This window comes from Achromobacter sp. JUb104 (assembly GCF_024806975.1).
GTDB classification, from domain to species: domain Bacteria; phylum Pseudomonadota; class Gammaproteobacteria; order Burkholderiales; family Burkholderiaceae_B; genus Achromobacter; species Achromobacter spanius.
Genome location: NZ_JANUEY010000001.1, coordinates 2,223,599 through 2,245,076, shown reverse-complemented (window position 1 = coordinate 2,245,076; position 21,478 = coordinate 2,223,599). Strand labels below are relative to the sequence as shown.

Below are 21,478 nucleotides of genomic sequence, written 5' to 3'. Positions count from 1 at the left end.
CTCGCTGGTCTGGCTGGTACCCATGATCGCAGCGTTGGTCGGCCTTTCCATGCTGGTGCAAACCTGGATGACAGAAGGCCCAGTCATCAACATCACGTTCCGTACCGCAGCGGGTCTCGAAGAGGGCAAGACCCTTGTGAAGTACAAGGACGTGAACGTAGGCACGGTGACGGCAATCGGCCTTAGCGAAGATGGTTCCGGGGTGGTGGCCACGGTGTCGCTGGATAAGGATGCGGCGAGCCTGGCGCGTCAGGACTCGCGGTTTTGGGTGGTGCGACCGCGCATCGGCATCGATGGGGTTTCCGGCGTGGATACGCTGCTGTCGGGCGCATACATCGGCGTGGATCGCGGGCAATCGACGGAACCCGAAAAGGAATTCACCGGCCTGGAAAGCCCTCCCACCGTCATAGGCGACACGCCTGGCCGTTCGTTCATTCTGCATACCGAAGATCTCGGCTCGTTGGACGTCGGATCCCCCGTCTATTACCGACGCATTCAGGTTGGCCGTGTTGCGTCGTATCAGTTGGGCGAGGATGGCAAGGCGGTCGCCTTGCGGCTCTTCATCAATGCGCCTTACGACCGCTTTGTCACCACGGTGACGCGCTTCTGGAACGCCAGTGGCGTTGATGTTTCGCTTGGCGCGGACGGGTTCAAGCTGCAAACGCAGTCGATCGCCACCATTCTGGCTGGGGGCGTTTCCTTCGGCGCGGCCCTGGGCCTGACCGGCGAACCCGCGGCGGCGGATGCAACGTTTGAATTGGCCAAGGATCAGCAGGCAGCCCTGGCTCCGCCTGACGGCCCCTCTCAGACCGCCTATCTGGTCTTCGAGCAATCCTTGCGGGGGCTGGCCATCGGCGCGCCCGTGCAGTTCGATGGCATGGACCTGGGCAAGGTCGTCTCCATCAAGCCGGATTACGATCCCGTCAGGCGTCGCTTTCAATCCCAAGTCGGCATCGTGGTTTATCCGCGGCGGCTGGATGAGATCATGGAAAAAATGCCGACTTCCGGCGGTACCGAGGAAGACCGGCTGGTGCATATGCTGCAAGAAATGGTGGACCACGGCCTGAGGGCGCAGGCAAGAACGGGAAACTTGCTGACAGGCCAGCTTTACATCGCCCTCGACTTCATACCGAATACGCCCAAGGTGGCCTTTGATGCGCAACGCCGTCCGCTGACGCTACCCACCGTTAGCGACAGCTTCGATCAACTGCAAGAGCGGGTTGCCAGCATTGTGGGCAAGATTGACAAGATGCCACTGGACAGCATGGCGCGCAATCTGGATGCGTCTTTTGCCAACCTGAACAAAGCGCTGCTGCAGGTGAACAGCCACGTCTTGCCGCAGGCCACGCAGACCCTGCGCCAGACGCAACAAGCCATAGGCGCCGCCCACGGCATGCTCGCCGAAGACGCGACGTTGCGACAAAGCCTGGGACAGACCCTTCAGGAGATTCAGCGCGCCGCTCGTTCAGTACGCACATTGACCGACCTTTTGAGCCGATACCCTGAGGCAATGGTGCAAGGCCGCCCCAAGAACGCCACGTTCGAGGCGCCCGGAGCACCCCCCGCCAGCACCAAGGAGACTCCCCGGTGATGATCCGATCCATTCGATTCAGCCTGTTCGTTCTGACATTGGGCCTGGCTGCTTGCACCACTTCCGCACCGGTTCGCCATTACACCTTGCTACCCGCCCAGGAGGATGTCCGGCCTCAGCGGGCACAGGCAAACTTGGTGGTTGAAGTGCTGCCCGTGGCGGTGCCGGAGTATCTGAATCAGCCCCAACTCGTCGTGAGACAAGACGACAGCGGCATGCTCGCCGTCCTGGATGACGAACGGTGGTTGGGGCCCTTGGACGACGAAATACGAAATGCGTTGTCGGCACGGTTGCTCGATCATTTGGGCATCCAGGACGTCGCCGGCTTGTCATGGCCAGGCGACGTGCAGGTGATCAGGGTGAAATTGCAGATTCGCCGGCTTGACGCCTGGCCGGGAAAGCGCGCGCAGCTTGAAGCAGCCTGGACCCTGGGGGATGCGCGTGACCCTGCTGGCGCCAGGCTGGTTTGCCAAGGCCGTTTCGAGCAACCCGCGGCCGCTGGGTATCCCGCGCTCGTCCAAGCGCAGCAGCGCTTGATTGCCGCGCTGGCCGATCAGGTGGGCCAGGACGCGACGACATGGTCGGCCTCGCGCCAGTCGACATGTGGGCTTTCGCCGGTGCCGTAGGCACGGCTTCTTGCTATGGCTGTTCCAGTGGCCACACTTCAACCACGCCGTGGGCAACGGCGCAGGGTGTTCTGGACACCAGATCGATCGCCTCGGCCAAATCAGCGGCTTCGATGATGGCGAAGCCGGCCACCGGCAAGGGTGAGCGCATATAGGCTTCGTTCGTCGTTTCAACCCGAACCGCCTCGGTATTGCGTACCTGGACCGGGGCGCCCGCAATGCCCATCAATACTCCCTTATCCCGAAGTTTCTGGTCATGCGCGTGTGCCGCGTTTCTGACGCTGAGCGGGGTGCGGTCATAGCCCGCTTGGTCTCCATATCCGATGGTGATGAACTTTGGCATGAATCGCCTCCTGACGTTATTCCCTATTGGGGTTATTCCCTGTCGGGATTGGGTTGAAGAGGTGGGGTGATTTCGGGTAAATAGCTGGGCAGTCGGCTGAATGGGGACACAGTTAAAAAACTGCGGCACCCCCTAAATTTCCCCCTGGGTCTGCCGATAACAGGGGTAGTCGGCGCGCGGTTTTGTAATCAGTCAGGCAAGTTCCAGAGCACGGAATTAATTTCCAACATTCCCCATGTTTGCTTCGCCTGTCGTGGAACGTCCGATTCACTGTCCTGGCCAGCAATAAACCTTTGTACGCCGGGCTTGCTTACGTCAACAACCCTCTCACCCGAGACATTGCCCATGCGTACCCCTTCTGCCGCCCGCAAGCTGAAACTTAGCCCTGGCTATCTGGCGCTTGCCGCTGCAACCTGCATGCCTCTTGCTGTAACCCCGTCATTCGCAGCCGACCTGCTGGTGGGCAATGGTGGTAATGGTGGCGTGTCGTCGTCTGGTGGCGGCAGCGGCGGAGGCGGGGGTATCGGCGGGGGCGGCGGTGGCGGCAAGGCGGGATTCAGTGGTGGGGCCGGCGGTGGCCTGGCGCGTGGGGGCGACGGGATCTTAGGAATTAACTCGCCCGGCGGAAGCAGCGGCGGCGCCGGTGGCTCATCCGGTACCGCGGGAGGGCAGGCTGGCGTCGGGGGCGGCGGCGGCGCTGGTGGCCCAACCGGTTCTGCGGGCGGCGGCGGTAGCGGTGGTGGCGCGCTGGGCGCCGGCGGTGGCATAGGCAATGGGGGAGCAGGCGGAGACGGTGGCAGCATTGTCGACCTGCTGGGAACGCCTTTCGCGGGTACGGCAGGCCAGGGCGCTCAAGCGGCTGGCTTGGTATCCACCAACATTTCGGCAAGCTACGACTACGTTGGCATTGGCGGCGGCGGCGGCGGTGGCGGCTTCGGCGGCGCGGCGGGCGGCGACGGCCAAGTGGGTAGCCTCTCGATCAGCAATGCGACTTGGACGGTAAACCGTTCGCTGCTGGTGGGCGGGGCGGGCGGCGGCAGCAGCGCGACGAGCAGCGGCGGCCGCGGCGGAGACGGCGTACTGACGCTGATGGGCGTTGCGCTTACCGTGGCTGACACGTTTCTGATCGGCGGATCTGGTGGAGGTGCAAGCGCATCTCAGGCGGGCGGCCTGGGCGGCAACGGCACCGTGACGGTGGGCGACAATTCCACCCTGTTGTTCGGCAACGGGGCGCGGCTGGTGTTCGGCGGCGGCACGGGCGGCGGAACCGGGGTGCTGAACCTGGGCCAGGGCATTGCCAACTTCGCGGGCGGCGGTGCGTTCACCATTAACGCCAATGGCACCCTCAATATCGGAAACGATACGCCCGGCACAACGACGGGCGGCACGATCGCCAACCTGACCACCCTGGTCAACAACGGAACGATCAATTTCAACCAGGCCGGATCCTACGCGCTGAACTCGGGCATCACAGGTTCTGGTTCCGTTGCAGTCAAAAGCAGCGGTACGACGGCGCTTGTCGGCAACAACACGTACACGGGTGGAACGACGGTATCCGGGAGCACGCTGCAAATAGGTCAGGGCGGCACCACGGGCTCAATCGTGGGCGATATCGTCATGGCAGATCGTGACCTCCTCAGCGCGTCGGTCGTTTTCAACAGAAGCGACACCGTCGACTACGCCGGCAACATCAGCGGCACCGGCTCGTTGATCAACGCCGGCACCGGCCTGCTGCGGCTGTCGGGTGTCAGCACCGCGACAGGAGAGATCATTGTTTCCAACGGTGGCATGGAGTTGACGGGCGACGCGGCGCGCTTGGGCAGTGCGACTTCCGATGTGTACATCGGGGCGGGCGCCGCTACGCAATTGACCGTTAGCAACGGCGCCCAATTGACGTCCCATGATGTGCAAGTCGGTTCCTCTTCTTATACCGGTAACGCAACCGTGAAGGGACCCGATTCGACGTGGTCGGCCAACTTCCTTGTGATCGGTGGGGCCCAGGGCGCAAACGGCTCGTTGCAAGTCATGAACGGCGCTCAGGTATCCGCAGTGAAGAGCTTCCTCGGTTATGTTGACGTCGGGACCGCCCTGGTCTCTGGCGCAAATTCGCGATGGGACAGCCAATTCGGAGTGATCCTCGGCAGCGGATCAGGCGGGATGGGCTCGGTGGTCGTGGACGGGGGCGCCACATTGAGCGCTCAGCAGATAGAGATTGCCGGTATTGGCGGATCTGCGGAAATCAACGGTTCGGACGCGACCGGCCGAGGGGTTTTGCAGACAGCGTACGTTGAAAGACATGCCGGCACCCCCATAAGCACCGTCGACTTCAATGGTGGCGTGCTGCGGGCGACAGCCTCGGAAGCCAACCTCTTCCGGGGCTTCGCCCCGGGCGACATCACGCTGGGCGCGGGCGGCATATACCTGGATTCCAACGGCTTCGACGTGGGCACCTCGACGGTGCTGGACGGCTCTGGCCGGTTGAATAAAACCGGCGCGGGCACGCTGACGCTGTCTGGCGCCAACACGTATACGGGCGGCACCTCCATCCAGGGCGGCACGCTGTCGGTATCCGCCGACGTCAGCCTGGGCGCGGCCGTCGGGGACCTGGAGATGTCCGGCGGCACGCTGGCCACGACCGCCAGCTTCGACACGAGTCGCAATGTTTCCTTGGCGCAAGACAGCACATTCAATGTGGCGGACGGCACGCAACTGGGTTTGACCGGCGCGATCTCGGGCACGGGCGCTTTCGTCAAGAGCGGCTTGGGCGCGGTGACGCTATCGGGCACCAACAGCTACGCCAGCACGCAAGTACTGGCTGGCACGCTGATCGGCAACAGCGCGTCGATCGCGGGCAACTTGCTCAACAACGGATCGGTCATCTTTGACCAGGGCGTGGACGGCAGCACCGCTGGTTCAATGTCGGGCACCGGCTCCATCACCAAGCGCGGGGCGGGTGTCCTGACGCTGGCCGGCACGAACACGCTGAGCTGGAACATCGAACAAGGCACGCTTGCCAGCGAGGCATCGCGCTATAGCGCCAACGCCATGATCGGCGCCGCGGGCACGCTGCGCTTTGCGCAAGCGGCCAATGGCAGCTATGCCGGCAAGCTTTCCGGCAGCGGCGTGTTTGAAAAGACCGGCGCGGGCACGCTGACCCTGAGTGCGGACAGCAGCGCCTACACCGGCACCACGCGCGTGCAAAGCGGCATGCTGACCGTGGCCAACCAACTGGGCGGCAATGCGAACGTGGTGGGCGGCCGCCTGCACGTGACGGGCGCGCTAAGCGGCAATGCCGCCATCGGCAACACCGCCATCCTGTCGGGCACCGGCACCATCGGCCAGAACGTCACGCTGACGGGCGGCACCCTGCAAGGCGCGCAAGGCGGCACGCTGAAGATCGGCGGCGATCTCACGCTGAACAACGCCAGCCAGGTCAATGTGGCGCTGGGCAATGCGCCGTCCAACGCGCTGTTCGATGTGCAGGGCAACCTGGCGTTGGCCGGCACGCTGAACGTCACCGACGATGGCGGGTTTGGCCCCGGCGTCTATCGCCTGTTTGACTATGGCGGCACGCTGACCTCGAACACGCTGGCCATCGGCGCCGCGCCCACGGGCGTTACGGCTGATGACCTGCGCATCCAGACGGCTGTCAGCGGCCAGGTCAACCTGATGTCCACCGCCGGCGCGACGCTGAGCTTCTGGGACGGCAGCAACGCCGCCCAGCGTGATAACGGCGTCATCGACGGCGGCGCGGGCGCGTGGCGCACCGATGGGCTGAACTGGACCGACGAGGACGGCATTCTGAACGGCCGCTTCCAGCCCAACCCCACCTTTGCCGTGTTCCAGGGCCAGGCAGGCACCGTGTCGGTGGACGACACGGCGGGCGCGGTCGGCGTGACAGGCATGCAGATCGCGTCGACCGGTTACCGCATTGAAGGCGATTCGATTGCGCTGGCTGGCGGCGCGGAAACCGTTGTGCGCGTGGGCTCGGGCGATGTGTCGGGCGCGGCCATCACGGGCACCATCGCGTCGAACCTGACCGGGGCAAGCAAGCTGGTGAAGGCCGACTACGGCACGCTGGTGCTGACGGGCGCCAACACCTATACGGGCGGCACGGAAGTTCGCACGGGCACCTTGGTGGGCAACGAGGCGTCAATTCGGGGCAATCTGCTGAACAACGGCGCTGTCGTGTTCAACCAAGCCACCGACGCGACCTACGCGGGCGATGTCTCCGGCACGGGCACGATGGCCAAGCAAGGCGTGGGTACGCTGACGCTGACCGGCCTTAACGCACAAGACTGGCGCGTTGATGCCGGCACGCTGGCTGTCAGCGCCGGACGCTACAGCAGCAATACCAACATCGCATCGGGCGCCCAGGCGCGCTTCGACCAAACCGGCAGCGCGTCGTTTAGCGGCATGCTGGCGGGCGCGGGACAGGTCACGAAGACCGGCGCGGGCACACTGCAACTGCTGGCTGACAGCAGCAGCTTCAGCGGCCAAACGCAGGTTCAGGCTGGTACCTTGCAAGTGACGAACGCACTGGGCGGTTCCGTCTCCGTCACGGGCGGCCGCCTGGCTAATAACGGCGTCCTGGGTGGCAACGTGACGGTCAGCGGCGCGGGCATTCTGTCCGGCTCGGGCCGCGTCAACGGCAACGCCACGCTGGCGGGCGGCGTGCTGGAAGGCGTGCAAGGGCAGACGCTGGCCGTTGGTGGCGATTTGTCGCTGTCCAACACCAGCCAGGTCAACGTGGCATTGGGTCTGGCGCCGAACAGCGCACTGTTTGATGTCGGCGGCAACCTGACCCTGGCCGGCACGCTGAACGTGACGGATCAAGGCGGCTTTGGTGCAGGGGTTTATCGCCTGTTTGACTATGGCGGCAGCTTGGTCAACAACGGCTTGACCGTGGGCGCGACGCCCTTTGGCGTCGATGCCAGTGCCTTGACGCTGCAAACGGCCGTGGGCGGACAAGTGAACCTGGCGTCGACCTCCGGCGCCTTGCTGGGTTACTGGGACGGCGGCAACGCCACCCGCCACGACAACGGCGCCATCGACGGTGGCGCGGGCACCTGGCGCGCCGATGGCCGCAACTGGGCCAACGTGAACGGCACGCTGAACGGTGCGTTCCAACCCAACCCCACCTACGCCGTCTTCCAGGCGCAAGCGGGCACGGTCACGGTGGATGCATCGGCAGGCGCGATCGGCGTCACGGGTATGCAGATCGCCACCGATGGCTACCGCATTGAAGGCGACGCCATCGCTCTGCAAGGCCTGGGCGGTGAAAGCATCATCCGCGTGGGCTCGGGGTCGTCGGCCGACGCCGGCATGACGGGTACCATCGCCGCCAGCCTGACGGGCACCAGCAAACTGGCCAAGAGCGACTTCGGCCGCCTGGTGCTGACGGGCGACAACACCTACACGGGCGGCACGGATGTGCGAGTGGGCACGTTGTCGGTGTCCAAGGACGCCAACCTGGGCGCGGCAACGGGCGGCTTGACGTTGAGCGGCGGCGTGCTGGCCACGACGGCCAGCTTCAACACGAACCGCGCCATCACGCTGACGCAGGCGAGCGGCATCGATGTGTCATCCGGCACCACGCTCGGCTTGTCCGGCGCGATCAGTGGCAGCGGAGACTTGACCAAGGCAGGGGCGGGCGTGCTTACCGTGTCGGGAGACGGCAGCGGCTACACCGGCAGCATGCTGGTGCAGGCGGGCGCGTTGAACATGGCATCGAGCGGCAAGCTGGGTGGTACGCTGACGCTGGCCAGCGGCACGCTGCTGCAAGGCTCAGGCCAAGTCGGCACGACCACGCTGCAAAGCGGCGCCATGCTGGCGCCGGGCAAGGTCAACGGCACCTTGAACGTGGCGGGGAATTTGACGTTCATGCCGGGGGCGGTCTACCAAGTGGCCGCCGATCCGGCCTCATCCGACAGCGCCCGCGTGGCCGTCAGCGGCGTCGCCAATCTGGCCGGTTCGGTAGTGCACGTCGGGCCGGAAGGCGGCTTTGAAACCACGCGCCAGTACACCATCCTGAGCGCCAACGCCATCAACGGCCAGTTCGACAACGTGTCGTCGAACTATGCCTTCCTGGCCCCAGCCCTGCGCTATGGCGCGCAGGATGTCACGCTGCAACTCGGGCGCAAGGTGGTGCCGGCAGAGCCTGGCACTCCCTCCCGTCCAATCGCTTTCGCCGACGCAGCGCGCACCGGCAACCAACGCGCCGTCGCCAATGCACTGGACAGCCTGCCCTCCGACAATGCGCTGCACCAATACATCCTGACCTTGCCCGAAGGCGCGCCGCCGGCAGCCTTCAACAGCCTGTCCGGCGAAGCGCACGCCAGCGTCGCGTCCAGCCTGATGGGCTCCAGCAGCACTACGCGCACGCTGCCGTTGTCGCACCTGCGCGCGAACCTGAACGCGGGCATGCGTCCGGGCGCGCCCACCGCACAGGCGGGCGGCATGATGTCCGCGTCCGCCTTGCCGTCGTCGAACGCGCAGCCCGCCTGGGCTGAGCTTGTCGGCAACTGGCAAACGCAGAACGCCACGGACAACACCGCGCAAGTGCGTCAACACACGGGCGGTGTCTTCGTCGGCGCCGACCATGCGGTGGGCAACGGTTGGCGCGTGGGCGGGGCCGTCGGCTACACCGACAGCAAGATCCGCGTGGATGATCGTTCGTCCAACGCCGATGTGTCCGGCTACAGCGCGGCCATTTATGGCGGCAAATCGTTTGACGCCGGCGCGGGCAAGCTGAACCTGCTGGTCGGCACGTCGTACACCTGGCACGACGTCAGCACCGAGCGCTATGCCACCGTGGCCGGCGCATCGCAAAAGCTCACGGCAGACTACGGCGCCAGCACCACCCAGCTCTTCACCGAGCTGGGCTACGCCATGCCCTTGTCCGACCGCACCACGCTAGAACCCTTCGTGGGCCTGGCCTGGAGCGACCTGCGCAGCCGCAGCTTCTCGGAATCTGGCGGCTCGGCGGCCTTGAACGGCCAAAGCAGCAGCGACAAACAAACCAGCAGCACGCTCGGCATGCGCGCACAAACGGACTTCACGCTGAGTGGCGCCGAAGGCCGCTTGCAAGCCACGCTGGGCTGGCGCCATGCCTTTGGCGATGTGCTGCCGCAATCCACGATGGCATTTGACGGCGGCCAGGCGTTCACGGTGTCGGGTGCGCCGATCGCGCGTAACGCTGCCGTTGCCGAGCTGGGCGCGGAAGTGGCGGTGTCTAAGAATGCGTCCGTGGGCTTGAATTACAGCGGACAGTACGGCGGCGGAAATCGCGAACACGCGGGGTCATTGAACGTGCGCTGGCGGTATTGAGGAAATAAGGTGTCAGACTGCAATATCACCTTGTAAATAAGGAATTGCAGTCTGACACCTTAAAAACAAAACACCTTAAAACAAGTACTCCAGCACCTCATCGCCCGCGTCGTTGAACGTGCCGGTCGAGCGCCATCCCAGGTGCCGATAAAACCCATAAGATCGCACCGCCGGATCCGTGGCGCAGCCAAGGAACACACGTGCAAATCCGCGCGTGCGTAGCGCCTCAAGCACCATGCCCAAGAGCGTCTTGCCCACCCCCAGGCCTTCATAGTCGGGCAGCAAGGCCAGCACGACGATCTCGCCGGTATCCCGGTGCGCGAAGCAATAGCCCGCCAGCACATCGCCGTCCATCGCGACCACGCCGGGGTATAGGCCGGCGTCGATCCCCGCCGCCCAGGTTTCGCGCGTGATGCCGGCGGCGGCGAGTTCCGCTTCGGTGACCGCGTTTTCGCGGGTCTGGGTCCGCAGCGTGATACACGCGGCGGCGTCGTCGGCAATGGCGGATCGGTAGGTGATGGGCATGGCACGTACCCTAACAGATGTCACACCGTCAGTGTTTTCCCGATAGAACAACCCCACCAGCCATTTGTTCCATTGACGGTACATTAGGACACCCCTAGAGTTTCCGGCATGGGAACCACACTGCCTCTGCCGAAATACCACCAGATCTATCTTGTGCTGCGCGAGCAGTTGCAAGAGGGCCGTTTTGACCAGGACGGCTTGCCCGGCGAGCACGCCCTGGCCGATCAGTTCGACGTGGCGCGCATCACCATCCGCAAGGCCATGGAAATGCTGGTGGCTGATGGGCTGGTGTCGCGGCGTCCGGGGCTGGGGACTTGGCCATTGCGCGGGGCGTCCCGCACGCAGGCTCCGCCCGCGGCCAACGCGTCGCAGAAGGCGCACCTGACCGGGCTGCTTGAGAACATCGTCAACATGGGCCTGCGCACCTCTGTGCAGGTGCTGGACAGCGCGCTGGTGTCCGCGCCGCCCACGGTGGCCGAGTCGCTGGGCATTCCGGTGGGCACGCCGGTCCACAAGAGCCTGCGCGTGCGCAGCACCGAGGCCGGGCCGCTGTCGCACATCACCACCTACGTGCCGCAGGCGGTGGCTGATTTCACGCGCGAAGACCTGGAACGCGAACCCTTGCTGATGCTGCTGGAAGCGGCCGGCGTGGAGTTTGGCGGCGCCACGCAAACCATTTCGGCGCGCCTGGCCGATGCGCAAGTGGCGCGCCATCTGGATGTGTCGGTGGGGTCGGCGCTGCTGGCCGTGACCCGCGTCGTGCGCGACGTGAACGACCGCCCCGTGCAGCTCTTGCAGGGCCTGTACCGGCCCGACCGCTACCAATACCAATTGCAGTTGTCGCGCGTCGGCAGCATCGACGCCAAAGTCTGGGTCAGCGAAGAGCTGTCGGCCCAATTTCATTGAACCCTTCGGAGATCTCCCATGAATTCGCGCCGCACTTTTCTCTATCGATCCGCCGCCGCCACGGCGCTGCTATCCGCGCCCTGGGTGGCGCGCGCGCAAGGCGCCACGCCCGTGAAGGTGGGCGTGCTGCACCCGGTGACGGGCGCCTTGGCGTATTCGGGCCAGCAATGCCGGCTGGGCGCGCTGCTGGCCATTGAAGACATCAACAAGGCGGGCGGCATCAAGTCTTTGGGCGGCGCGCCGTTGTCGGCCGTGTTGGGCGACGCGCAGTCGCGGCCCGAGGCGGGTTCGGCCGAAGTGGAAAAGATGAACGAGGCGGGCGTGTCGGCCATTGTCGGCGCGTATGCGTCGGCCATCTGCCTGGCCACCACGCAGACCGCGGCCAAGTACAACCTGCCGCACGTGGTTGACGTGGGCGTGGCCGACCAGATTGTGGAGCGTGGCCTGAAGAACACCTTCCGCTTCGGCCCGGGCTACCGCGCCTGTAGCGAACGCGCCATTGCCGACCTGGTGGCCTTGAACGATGCCGCCGGCAAGCCGGCCAAGACCGTGATGATCGTGCACGAAGACTCCTTGTTCGGCACCGGCACGGCGGCGTTGCTGTCGAAGTCGCTGCCGCAGCATGGCTTCGAGGTGAAGGAAGTGGTGAAGCACCCGAACCCCACGCGCGACTTCAACAACATCGTGCTGCGCATGCGGTCCGTGAACCCGGACATCGTCATCCCGGCCAACTACTACAACGAATACGCGCTGCTGCTGCGCGCCATGAAGCAGCAGAAGGTGCAGCCCAAGGCAATTTTTTCGGTGCTGGGAGGCGCGGCGTCCAGCTACAAGTTCCTGAAGGAATTTCCGGACATCGCCAACGGCATCATCGACTGCAACCACTGGTTCAATCCCAAGGATGCGCGCGTGGCGCCGCTGAAGGCGCGCGTGGAAGAGAAGGGCGCGTATTTCAGCTACGAGGTCTTCATGACCTACGTGGCCGTGCAGTTGCTGGCCGACGCCATCGAACGCGCCAAGTCGGCCGACCGTGCCGCCATCACCGACGCGCTGGCGTCCAGCACCTTCCACGACAACCTCATGCCGTATGGCCCGACCAAGTTCGTCAACGGTCAGAACACGGGCGCGCAGCCGCTTCTGACGCAAGTCATCGGTGGCGACATCAAGGTGATCATCCCGGCCGAATACCGCCAGGCTGACGCCATTTTTCCGTTGAAGGCCTGAGCGCGCAGCATGCTGGATCCCGCCATCCTCTTTTCATCGGTGCTGAACGGCCTGACGACCGGCGCGGTGTACGCGCTGATCGCCCTGGGGCTGACCCTGATCTACGGGGTGCTGCACATCATCAACTTTGCCCACGGCGCCGCGCTGATGGTGGCGCTGTACGCCGTCTACCTGCTGAAAGACCGGCTGGGCATCGACCCCTACGCGGCGCTGCCCCTGGTGGTGGCGGGCATGTTCGTGCTGGGCTATGCGTTGCAGCGCTTCGTGATCAACCGCGCCAGCCATGGCAAGGACGAGAACATTCTGCTGGTGACGCTGGGCCTGGCCATCGTGCTGGAAAACCTGGCGCTGGTGTGGTTCAAGTCGGACACGCGCAGCATCGACACGGCCTACACGCTAAGCACGGTTGAGATCGGCCCCGCCATGATCGCGCTGCCCAAGGTCATCGCCTTTTTCGGCGCGCTGGCCGTGGCGGCGGTGCTGTTCTGGATTATCCGCAGCACCGACCTGGGCCGCGCCATACGCGCGGTGGCGCGCGAGAAGCAGGGCGCCAAGCTGATGGGTATTGATGTTGAGAAGGTTTATGCGCTGTCGTTCGGCATCGGGATGGCCTGCCTGGGCGCGGCGGCCTGCTTCCTGCTACCTGCCTACTACGTCAACCCGCAGGTGGGCAGCGGCTTTGTGCTGGTGGCCTTCACCATCGTGGTGCTGGGCGGCATGGGCAGCTTCGTGGGGGCGCTGGTGGGCGGCTTGCTGATTGGCGTGGTGGAGTCCATCGGGGGCCTGTTCCTGGGCGACTCGCTGGGCCAGATGGGCATTTTTGCGATCTTCATCGCGGTGCTGCTGTTTCGCCCGCAGGGGCTGTTCGGGGCGAGGGGCTGAGCATGAACCGGGATCTTATTTCCATTGCGTTGTTCGGGGTGGCGCTGGCCGTGTTGGCGACCTTCGCGCAGTCGGGCGTGTTGCTGACGTTTGTGATGATGTCGTTGTACGCGGCGCTGCTGTCGCAGGCCTGGAACATTCTGGGTGGCTACGGCGGCCAGTTGTCGTTCGGCCACGCGCTGTTCTTTGGCGTTGGGGCCTATGCGCAGGCGCTGGGCCAGCTTAGCCTGGGCATCAACCCCTGGCTGGCGCTGCCGATGGCCATTGCGCTGGGCGCGCTGACGGGGCTGGCGGTGGGCGGGCTGACGTTCCGCTACGGGCTCAAGGGTTCGTACTTTGCGCTGGTGACGCTGGCCTTTGCCGAGGTGTTCCGCATCCTGGCCCTGTCGGCGCCCTTCACGGGTGGCGGGGTGGGGCTGATGGTGCCGCTGCAAGAGGGCGCGGCCAACATGCAGTTCGTGTCGCGCCGGGGCTATATCTATCTGCTGCTGGCGTTCGTGGTGCTGGCGCTGGCCGTCACGGCCTGGCTGCGCCATTCGCGCTTTGGCGCCTACCTGCAAGCGGTGCGCGACAACGAGGACGCGGCGCGCGCCATCGGCGTGAATCCGCTGCGCGTGAAGCTGGGCGGCATTGCGTTGTCGGCGGCGTTCATGAGCGCGGCGGGCGCGTTTTACGTGCAGGTGTTCCAGTACATCGACCCGGGCATCGCCTTTGGGTCGGCCGTGTCGGTGGAAGCCCTGGTGGGCGCCATCGTGGGCGGCATGGGCACGCTGTGGGGGCCGGTGCTGGGCGCGGTGGCGCTGCATGGCCTGGCCGACCTGACGCGCAACCTGTTTGGGGAACTGCCCGGCATCAGCATGGTGATCTACGGCGTGGTGCTGATCCTGATCGTGATGTTCCTGCCGCGCGGTATCAGCGGCAGCGGCCAATCGCTGCGTGGGCTGTTTGGCAAGGAGCGCGCCCGTGTCTGAGATCCTGCTGCAAGCCCGCAACCTGTCTATTTCCTTTGGTGGCCTGAAGGCGGTTCAGGACGTGAACCTGGCCGTGCCGCAAGGCTCACTGACCGCGCTGGTCGGCCCCAACGGCGCCGGCAAGACTACGCTGTTCGCGCTGCTGTCCGGCTTTCTGAAACCCGGCGCCGGCTCGGTGCATTTTGCCGGGCAGGACATCACGGGCCGCGCCCCGCACGAGTCCGCGCAACTGGGCCTGACCCGCACCTTCCAGATCGTGCAGCCCTTTGGCGCGCAGACGGTGCGCCAGAACATCGCGGTGGGCGCGCACTTGCGCCTGCGCGACCGGCGCGCCGCCCTGGCCGAGGCCGAAGCGGTGGCCGTGCGTGTCAACCTGCACGGCGTGCTGGACAAGCCCGCCGCCGACCTGACGGTAGCGGGGCGCAAGCGGCTGGAACTGGCCCGCGCGCTGGCCACGCGCCCGCGCCTGTTGCTGCTGGACGAGGTGTTGGCAGGCCTGAATCCGAGTGAGATCGACGAGATGATTCCGGTGGTGAAAAAGCTGGTGGACGATGGCGTCACCGTGCTGATGATCGAACACGTCATGCGCGCGGTGATGAGCCTTGCCGAACACGTATGGGTGCTGGCGCAGGGGCGCTTGATTGCGTCGGGCACGCCCGGCGAAGTGACGCGCGACCCGACGGTGGTGGAAGCCTATCTGGGGCACGGCGCGGCGGCACGGCTGGCCGCGCAAGGGGCGCCGGCATGAGCGCGCTGCTGGAAGTCTCGGGCTTGAAGGCGGGCTACGGGCGCATGGAAGTGCTGCGCGGCGTGGACCTGACGGTGGGCGAAGGCGAGATCGTCGTCCTGCTGGGCAGCAACGGCGCCGGCAAGTCCACCTTGAACAACACCGTCTGCGGGCTTTGCAAACCCTGGGGCGGATCGGTGCGCTTTGAAGGGCAGGACCTGACCGGGCGGCACTACCGCGACGTGGTCAAGGCCGGCCTGATCCAGGTGCCCGAAGGCCGCCGCATCTTCCCGAACCTTAGCGTGCGCGAAAACCTGGAGCTGGGCTCGTTCACCCGGGCGCGTGAGCATCGCGCGGCCAATCTGGACCGCGTGCTGGATATCTTCCCGCGCCTGCGCGAGCGGCTGGCGCAACTGGCCGGCACCATGTCGGGCGGTGAACAGCAGATGCTGGCGATCGGGCGCGGCCTGATGGCCGAGCCTCGCCTGCTGATCCTGGACGAACCGTCGTTGGGGCTGTCGCCCTTGATGGTGGAAGAACTGTTCGGCCTGATCCAGCGCCTGCACGCCGATGGGCTGGCGATTCTGCTGGTTGAGCAGAACGTGGGCCAGTCGCTGGAAACGGGGCAGCGCGCTTACGTGATGGAAAACGGCGCGATCCGCTATAGCGGGCCGTGCGCGCAACTGATGGCCAGCGACGACGTGCGCCGCGCTTATCTGGGGATGTAGCGATGCCTGTTGATCAAGCCCCGCGGCTGCAAAGTCCGCCCCATAGCCCACCCCCCAGTCCGCCACAAACCCTGGCCCAGAAGCTGATCGCCGCCGCCTGTGGGCGTGCCTCGGTCGAGCAGGGCGAAATCGTGACCTGTGCCGTCGACCTGGCGATGTTCCATGATTCCAGCGGCCCCCGGCGCTTGCAGCCCATGCTGGAAGAATTGGGCGCATCGCTGTGGGATCCGAAAAAGATCGTGCTGGTCATCGACCACTACGTGCCCGAATCCGATGATGAATCGCGCCGCATCGTGCGCATCGCGCGCGACTGGGCGGCGGGGCAGCAACTGCCCAACGTGTACGACTCGGTCGGCATCTGCCACGTGGTCGTGCCGCAGCATGGCCATATTCGCCCCGGCATGTTCTGCGTGGGCGGAGATTCGCATTCGCCCACGGGTGGGGCGTTCGGCGCCTATATGTTCGGCATCGGCAGCACCGAAATGCTGGGCGTGGCCGTCACCGGCAAGATCTGGGTCAAGGTGCCGCAGACGCTGATGATGCGCTGGAACGGCCGGTTGGCTGCCGGCGTGACCGCCAAGGACATGATGCTGCACATGATCGGCCGCTACGGCATGAATGGCGGACGCTACCAGGCCGTGGAATTCTGCGGCGAGGCCGTGCGCGCGCTGCCCATGCAGGAACGCATGACCTTGTCGAACATGAGCGCCGAGCTGGGCTCGCAGGTGGGCCTGATTGCGCCTGACGAAACCACCGCCGCCTACCTGCGCGCGGCGGGCGTGACCGAAGCACTGGACCTGGCCCGCTGGCAAAGCGATGCGGGCGCGCAGGCCGAATGGCACGACTTCGACGCTGCCTCGTTGGCGCCGCAGGTGGCCGCGCCCCACAGCCCGGCGAATGCGCGCGACGTGGACCAGTACCGTGATGTGCCGGTGCAAGTGGCCTACATCGGCGCCTGCACGGGCGCCAAGCTGGAGGACCTGCGCGCGGCGGCCAGCGTATTACGCGGGCGTCGGTTGGCACAGGGCATGCGCCTGATGGTGGCGCCGGCCAGCCGCCTGGACCAGCAGCAGGCAGAACAGGAAGGGGTGATGCAGGTGCTGCAAGACGCCGGCGCCCAGGTGCTGGCCACGTCTTGCGGGGCCTGTGCCGGTTATGGCGGGTCCATCCCCGACGGCGCCAGCGTCATCTCCACCACGGCGCGCAACTTCAAGGGCCGCATGGGGTCCGAGACGGCGCAGGTCTATCTGGCGTCGCCCTACACCGTGGCGGCCTCCGCCGTGGCCGGCTGCATCGCAGACCCGCGCGAGGTGATGGCATGACGCGCCGGATCGCAACACCCCCCAGCGCAACCGAAGCCACCGCCACGCACGGCACATCAACCCATCGCGTCTGGCGCGTGGGGGCCGATATCGACACCGACGCGCTGGCGCCAGGCGCCTACATGAAGTTCGGCATCGACGAGATTGCGCGCCATTGCCTGCAACGGGTCCGCCCGGAATTCGCGGGGCAGGTGCAGCCGGGCGACGTCCTGGTGGCCGGGCCGAATTTCGGCATCGGCTCGTCGCGCGAGCAGGCGGCGTCGGCCCTGGTGCGTCTGGGCGTGGCCGCCGTGATCGCGCCGTCCTTCAACGGCCTGTACTTTCGCAACGCCTTCAACGTCGGCCTGCTGCTCCTGACCTGCGCGCAGGCGGACGTGCTGGCGGAAGGCGAGCGCATCACCCTGGACCCCGAGTCTGGTCGCATCGGCCGCGCGGCCGGCGCCGACCCGTCTGAACTGCATTGCGAAACCGTACCCGCCTTCCTGATGGACATGGTGCGGGCCGGCGGACTGCTGAATCTGCTGAAACAGCGTCAAACCTCTTAGGAAGAACACGATGCTTGATCCCGTCACCCTGGCGGTCCTGAAGGGCCGTCTGGAACAGATTGCCGATGAGATGGACGCGACGCTGTACCGCAGCGCGTTCAACCCCATCATTGCCGAGGCCCACGACGCCTGCCACGGCATGTACGACGCGGCCACCGGCGCCACCCTGATCCAGGGCAAGTCCGGCCTGCCCGTGTTCGTGGGCGCGATGGCCTTTGCCGTGAAGGCGGCGGCCAAGGTGGCCGCCGAGCGCGGCGGCATGGTGGACGGCGACGTCTGGCTCTTCAACGACCCCTACGAAGGCGGCACGCACGCGAATGACTTCAAGCTGGTGCGCCCGGTGTTCCGGGGCGCCAAGCTGTTCTGCTTTCTGGCATCGGCCGCGCATTGGCACGACGTGGGCGGTGCGGTGCCGGGCAACTACAACCCGGCCGCCACCGAATGCTGGCAGGAAGCGGTGCAGATTCCACCCGTGCGCATCCTGCGCGCAGGCGTGCTGGACCAGGACGTGCTGGCCATCCTGAAAGCCAACACCCGCTTGCCCGACAGCCTGTGGGGCGACTTGAACGGTCAACTGGCCGCGCTGGAACTGGGGGCGCGCCGGCTGGACGGGCTGCTGGACGAATACGGCGATGAGACGGTGCTGGAATCGCTGGACACCTTGCGCGAGCGGGCACGCCGCTTGATGCGCGACCACATCGCGCGCCTGCCCGACGGCGAGTACGCGTTTGAAGACATGCTGGACAACGACGGCGTGCGCGACGTGGCGCTGCGCATCGCGCTGAAGCTGACGATCGCCGGCGACCGCTTGACGCTGGATTTCAACGGCACCTCGCCGGCCTGCGCGGGGCCGGTCAATATTTCCCGCGCCACCGCCATTGCGGCCTGCTACGTGGCCTTGAAGCACCTGTTTCCCGACGTGCCGGCCAACGCGGGCGTGCTGGACGCGGTGGACGTGGTGCTGCCGGACGGCCTGGTGATTTCGGCCGACCGCCCGCGCCCCGTGGGCGGCTACACCGAAACCATCCTGCGCATGATCGACGTGATTTTCTGCGCGATGGCGAAGGCCGATCCCCAGCGCGCCATGGCGCAGGCCTACGGCACGATCAACGCCTTGTCCATCGCGGGCTATCGCAGCGACGCCGCGCGCAAGGGCCAGCGCTGGGTGATGTTCAGCTTCTTTGGCGGCGGCCACGGCGGGCATTCCGACGGCGACGGGCTCAGCCACGGCAACGCGCCGATCTCCACCGCCACCATTCCGCCGCTGGAAATCCTGGAAGCCGCCTATCCCGTGCGCTTCACGCAGTGGGCGCTACGCCCGGATTCGGCGGGCGCAGGCACGCATCGCGGCGGCCTGGGCGCCATCTACGAAATTGAATTGTTGGAAGACAGCGCCGAAGCCTTCATTTTCGGCGAACGCGGCCGCAGCGCGCCCAAGGGCATCGCGGGCGGCGGCGAGGCCGCCTTGAACGTGTTCCGCTATCAGCAGGACGGGCAGTGGCGCACCCCGCCCATGAGCTCCAAGATGCTGGGCATCCAATTGCAGCGCGGCGACCGCGTGCGCCTGGAGACGCCAGGTGGGGGCGGTTATGGCGACCCGGCCGGCCGAGCGCCGGAAGCGCGTGAGCACGACCGCAAGATGGGCTATGTGGGCGATATCGCCAACAACAAGAAGGAGCAGTTGGCATGAGCGCGGCAGATAAGAACACGGCACAGGGCCTCGTCGTTGGCGTGGACGTGGGCGGCACGTTCACGGACCTGTTCGTGCTGGACGAGGCAGCCGGCACGGCGCGCGTGGTGAAGGTGCCGTCAACGCGCGGCGAAGAGGCGCGTGGCTTCATGAACGGCATCGCGCGCGTGGCCGATGGCGCAAGCGCCATTGCCACCATCGTCCACGGCACCACCGTGGGCACCAACGCGCTGCTGGAACGCAAGGTGGCCCGCACCGGCATCATCACGACGGCGGGCTTTCGGGATGTGCTGGAAATGCGCCGGCGCGATCGTCCCCAGACCTGGGGCCTGCGCGGCAACTACGAACCCATCGTGCCGCGCGACCTGCGCCTGGAAGTGGCCGAACGCGTGCTGGCCGACGGCACGGTGCATACGCCCGTGGATCTGGATCAGGTGGAAGCGGCGGCGCGCGCGCTGTTGGCGCAGGGCTGCGAGGCCGTGTGCGTGTTCTTCGTCAACGCCTACGCGAATCCGGTGAACGAAGCCCAGGCCGTGGCCCGCGTGCGGGCCATCTGGCCCAATGGCAACGTCACGGCGGCCACCGAAGTGCTGCCCGAAATCCGTGAATTCGAACGCTGCTCAACAGCGGTGCTGAACGCCGCCTTGCAGCCCGTGGTGGGCAGCTACCTGACGCGCCTGGAATCTGACCTGAAGCAGAACGGCTTTGACGGCGAGCTGCTGGTGGTGCAGAGCAACGGCGGGGTGATGTCGCGCCAGACCGCGTGCGACGTGCCGGTGCGCACCGCGCTGTCGGGTCCGGCGGCGGGCGTGATCGCCTGCGCCGCTATTGCGCGCGCCTCCGGCTTTCCCAACGTGGTGACGGGCGACATGGGCGGTACCTCGTTCGATGTGTCGCTGGTGGCGGGCGGTGAAGCATCGCTGTCAGCGCAGACCTCCATTGATTTCGGCATGGTGGTGCGCGCGCCGATGATCCAGATTGAAACCATCGGCGCGGGCGGCGGCTCGATTGCCAGCGTGGATGCGGGCGGCCTGTTGCAGGTGGGCCCCGAATCCGCCGGCAGCATTCCCGGCCCGGCCTGCTATGGCCGTGGCAACACCCGGCCCACCGTCACCGACGCCAACGTGCTGCTGGGCCGGATTTCGGCCGAGCGCCCGCTGGGCGGCGGGCTGTTGGCCACCATGAATGTGGACCTGGCGCGCGCTGCCATCGACGAACACGTGGCGCGGCCGCTGGGGCTAAGCGTGCATGCGGCGGCCGAAGCCATCCTGACCGTGGCCAACGCCAAGATGGCGGGCGCGATCCGGGTGGTGTCGATTGAACGCGGGCACGACCCGCGCAAGTTCGCCTACATGCCGTTCGGCGGCGGCGGGGCGCTGCACGTGTGCGCCATGATGAACGAAGTGGACGCGGCCCACGGCATCGTGCCGCGCTACCCGGGCGTGACGTCCGCACTGGGCTGCGTCATGGCCGACATGCGGCACGACGGCGTGCAGACGCTGAACACCGCGCTGGATGCGCTGGATGCCGCCGACCTGCTGGCGCGCATCGACAGCCTGGCGCTGGCCTGCCAGGAACGCCTGGACTCGGCGGGCGTGGCCTTCGAAGGCATCCGCGAAAGCATCGAGCTGGACATGTTGTACGTGGGCCAAAGCCATACCGTGTGCGTGGAACTCACGCGCGCCGAGCTGGACCGCGCGGGCATTGCCGCCGCCTTTGACCGCGCTTACCGCGCGTCCTTCGGCCGCAGTCTGGATGGCATTGCCGTGCGCATCCTGAACCTGCGTTATGCGCGCATCGGCCAGCGTCCCAAATTTGATCTGGCGCTGCTGGCGCCCACCTGCCAGGACATGCCCGCCGCGCTGGGCACGCAAGCGGTGTTCCACGCGAACCAGTGGCACGACGCCGTGCGCTACGCGCGCCTGGACCTGCCCGTGGGGGCGGAAGTGGCGGGCCCCGCCATTCTTGAGCAGCCCGACACCACCATCTGGATCGAACCCGGCTTTGCCGGCCGCGTCGACGCGCTGGGCAATCTGCTGATCACGCGCCAGACCGCCTAGGAGACCGCC

15 protein-coding genes are annotated in these 21,478 nt (G+C 66.2%); 13 read left to right on the top strand and 2 right to left on the bottom strand.

Annotation, left to right across the window (positions count from 1 at the left end; all coding sequences use genetic code 11):
- Positions 1-22: 22 nt before the first annotated feature.
- Both M2361_RS10110 and M2361_RS10105 read left to right on the top strand, forming a co-directional pair.
- Complete coding sequence (locus M2361_RS10110) at positions 23-1,591, top strand: intermembrane transport protein PqiB (protein WP_259248652.1); 1,569 nt, start codon at positions 23-25, stop codon at positions 1,589-1,591.
- Positions 1,591-2,217: a membrane integrity-associated transporter subunit PqiC gene (locus tag M2361_RS10105; RefSeq protein ID WP_259248649.1), complete on the top strand. Its 627-nt coding sequence runs from the start codon at positions 1,591-1,593 to the stop codon at positions 2,215-2,217. The genes M2361_RS10110 and M2361_RS10105 overlap by 1 nt, the downstream gene beginning before the upstream one ends.
- A 13-nt stretch (positions 2,218-2,230) precedes the next feature.
- Here the strand turns inward: M2361_RS10105 and M2361_RS10100 are convergent, their stop codons facing one another.
- Positions 2,231-2,560: a YciI family protein gene (locus tag M2361_RS10100; protein WP_259248648.1), complete on the bottom strand. Its 330-nt coding sequence runs from the start codon at positions 2,558-2,560 to the stop codon at positions 2,231-2,233.
- Between the two features lie 345 nt (positions 2,561-2,905).
- Here M2361_RS10100 and M2361_RS10090 point away from each other — a divergent pair, with 345 nt between their 5' ends.
- The gene (locus M2361_RS10090; protein ID WP_310508899.1) at positions 2,906-9,889 is read left to right on the top strand and encodes an autotransporter domain-containing protein; all 6,984 of its coding nucleotides are present in this window, start codon (positions 2,906-2,908) and stop codon (positions 9,887-9,889) included.
- A 75-nt stretch (positions 9,890-9,964) separates the two neighbouring features.
- On the opposite strand, the gene M2361_RS10085 is transcribed toward M2361_RS10090, so the two are convergent.
- Positions 9,965-10,414 (bottom strand): GNAT family N-acetyltransferase, encoded by a 450-nt coding sequence (locus M2361_RS10085; RefSeq protein ID WP_259248646.1) that lies wholly within the window; start codon positions 10,412-10,414, stop codon positions 9,965-9,967.
- A gap of 108 nt (positions 10,415-10,522) precedes the next feature.
- Between M2361_RS10085 and M2361_RS10080 the strand changes: the two genes are divergently transcribed.
- Genes M2361_RS10080 through M2361_RS10035 form a run of 10 tightly spaced genes read left to right on the top strand, consistent with a single transcriptional unit; the run spans position 10,523 to position 21,469 of the window.
- Positions 10,523-11,320 carry a GntR family transcriptional regulator gene (locus M2361_RS10080; RefSeq protein ID WP_259248644.1) on the top strand — a complete coding sequence of 266 codons (798 nt, stop codon included), beginning with the start codon at positions 10,523-10,525 and terminating at the stop codon, positions 11,318-11,320.
- A gap of 18 nt (positions 11,321-11,338) precedes the next feature.
- Positions 11,339-12,544, top strand: a complete 1,206-nt coding sequence (locus tag M2361_RS10075; RefSeq protein WP_259248642.1) for an ABC transporter substrate-binding protein — start codon at positions 11,339-11,341, stop codon at positions 12,542-12,544.
- A gap of 9 nt (positions 12,545-12,553) precedes the next feature.
- Complete coding sequence (locus M2361_RS10070; protein WP_259248639.1) at positions 12,554-13,426, top strand: branched-chain amino acid ABC transporter permease; 873 nt, start codon at positions 12,554-12,556, stop codon at positions 13,424-13,426.
- Between the two features lie 2 nt (positions 13,427-13,428).
- Positions 13,429-14,397, top strand: coding sequence for a branched-chain amino acid ABC transporter permease (locus M2361_RS10065; RefSeq protein WP_230695475.1), 969 nt, complete (start codon positions 13,429-13,431; stop codon positions 14,395-14,397).
- Entirely contained in the window at positions 14,390-15,145 is a 756-nt protein-coding gene (locus tag M2361_RS10060) for an ABC transporter ATP-binding protein (protein WP_259248637.1), read from the top strand. The genes M2361_RS10065 and M2361_RS10060 overlap by 8 nt, the downstream gene beginning before the upstream one ends.
- A complete protein-coding gene (locus M2361_RS10055; RefSeq protein WP_259248635.1) occupies positions 15,142-15,852 on the top strand; it encodes an ABC transporter ATP-binding protein in 711 nt (236 codons plus the stop codon). The genes M2361_RS10060 and M2361_RS10055 overlap by 4 nt, the downstream gene beginning before the upstream one ends.
- Positions 15,853-15,854: 2 nt before the next feature.
- Positions 15,855-17,174, top strand: a complete 1,320-nt coding sequence (locus M2361_RS10050) for a 3-isopropylmalate dehydratase large subunit (protein ID WP_259248633.1) — start codon at positions 15,855-15,857, stop codon at positions 17,172-17,174.
- Positions 17,171-17,719 (top strand): 3-isopropylmalate dehydratase, encoded by a 549-nt coding sequence (locus tag M2361_RS10045; protein WP_259248632.1) that lies wholly within the window; start codon positions 17,171-17,173, stop codon positions 17,717-17,719. The genes M2361_RS10050 and M2361_RS10045 overlap by 4 nt, the downstream gene beginning before the upstream one ends.
- Before the next feature lie 10 nt (positions 17,720-17,729).
- The gene (locus M2361_RS10040; protein ID WP_259248630.1) at positions 17,730-19,409 is read left to right on the top strand and encodes a hydantoinase B/oxoprolinase family protein; all 1,680 of its coding nucleotides are present in this window, start codon (positions 17,730-17,732) and stop codon (positions 19,407-19,409) included.
- Positions 19,406-21,469 (top strand): hydantoinase/oxoprolinase family protein, encoded by a 2,064-nt coding sequence (locus M2361_RS10035; protein WP_259248628.1) that lies wholly within the window; start codon positions 19,406-19,408, stop codon positions 21,467-21,469. The genes M2361_RS10040 and M2361_RS10035 overlap by 4 nt, the downstream gene beginning before the upstream one ends.
- Positions 21,470-21,478 lie beyond the last annotated feature (9 nt).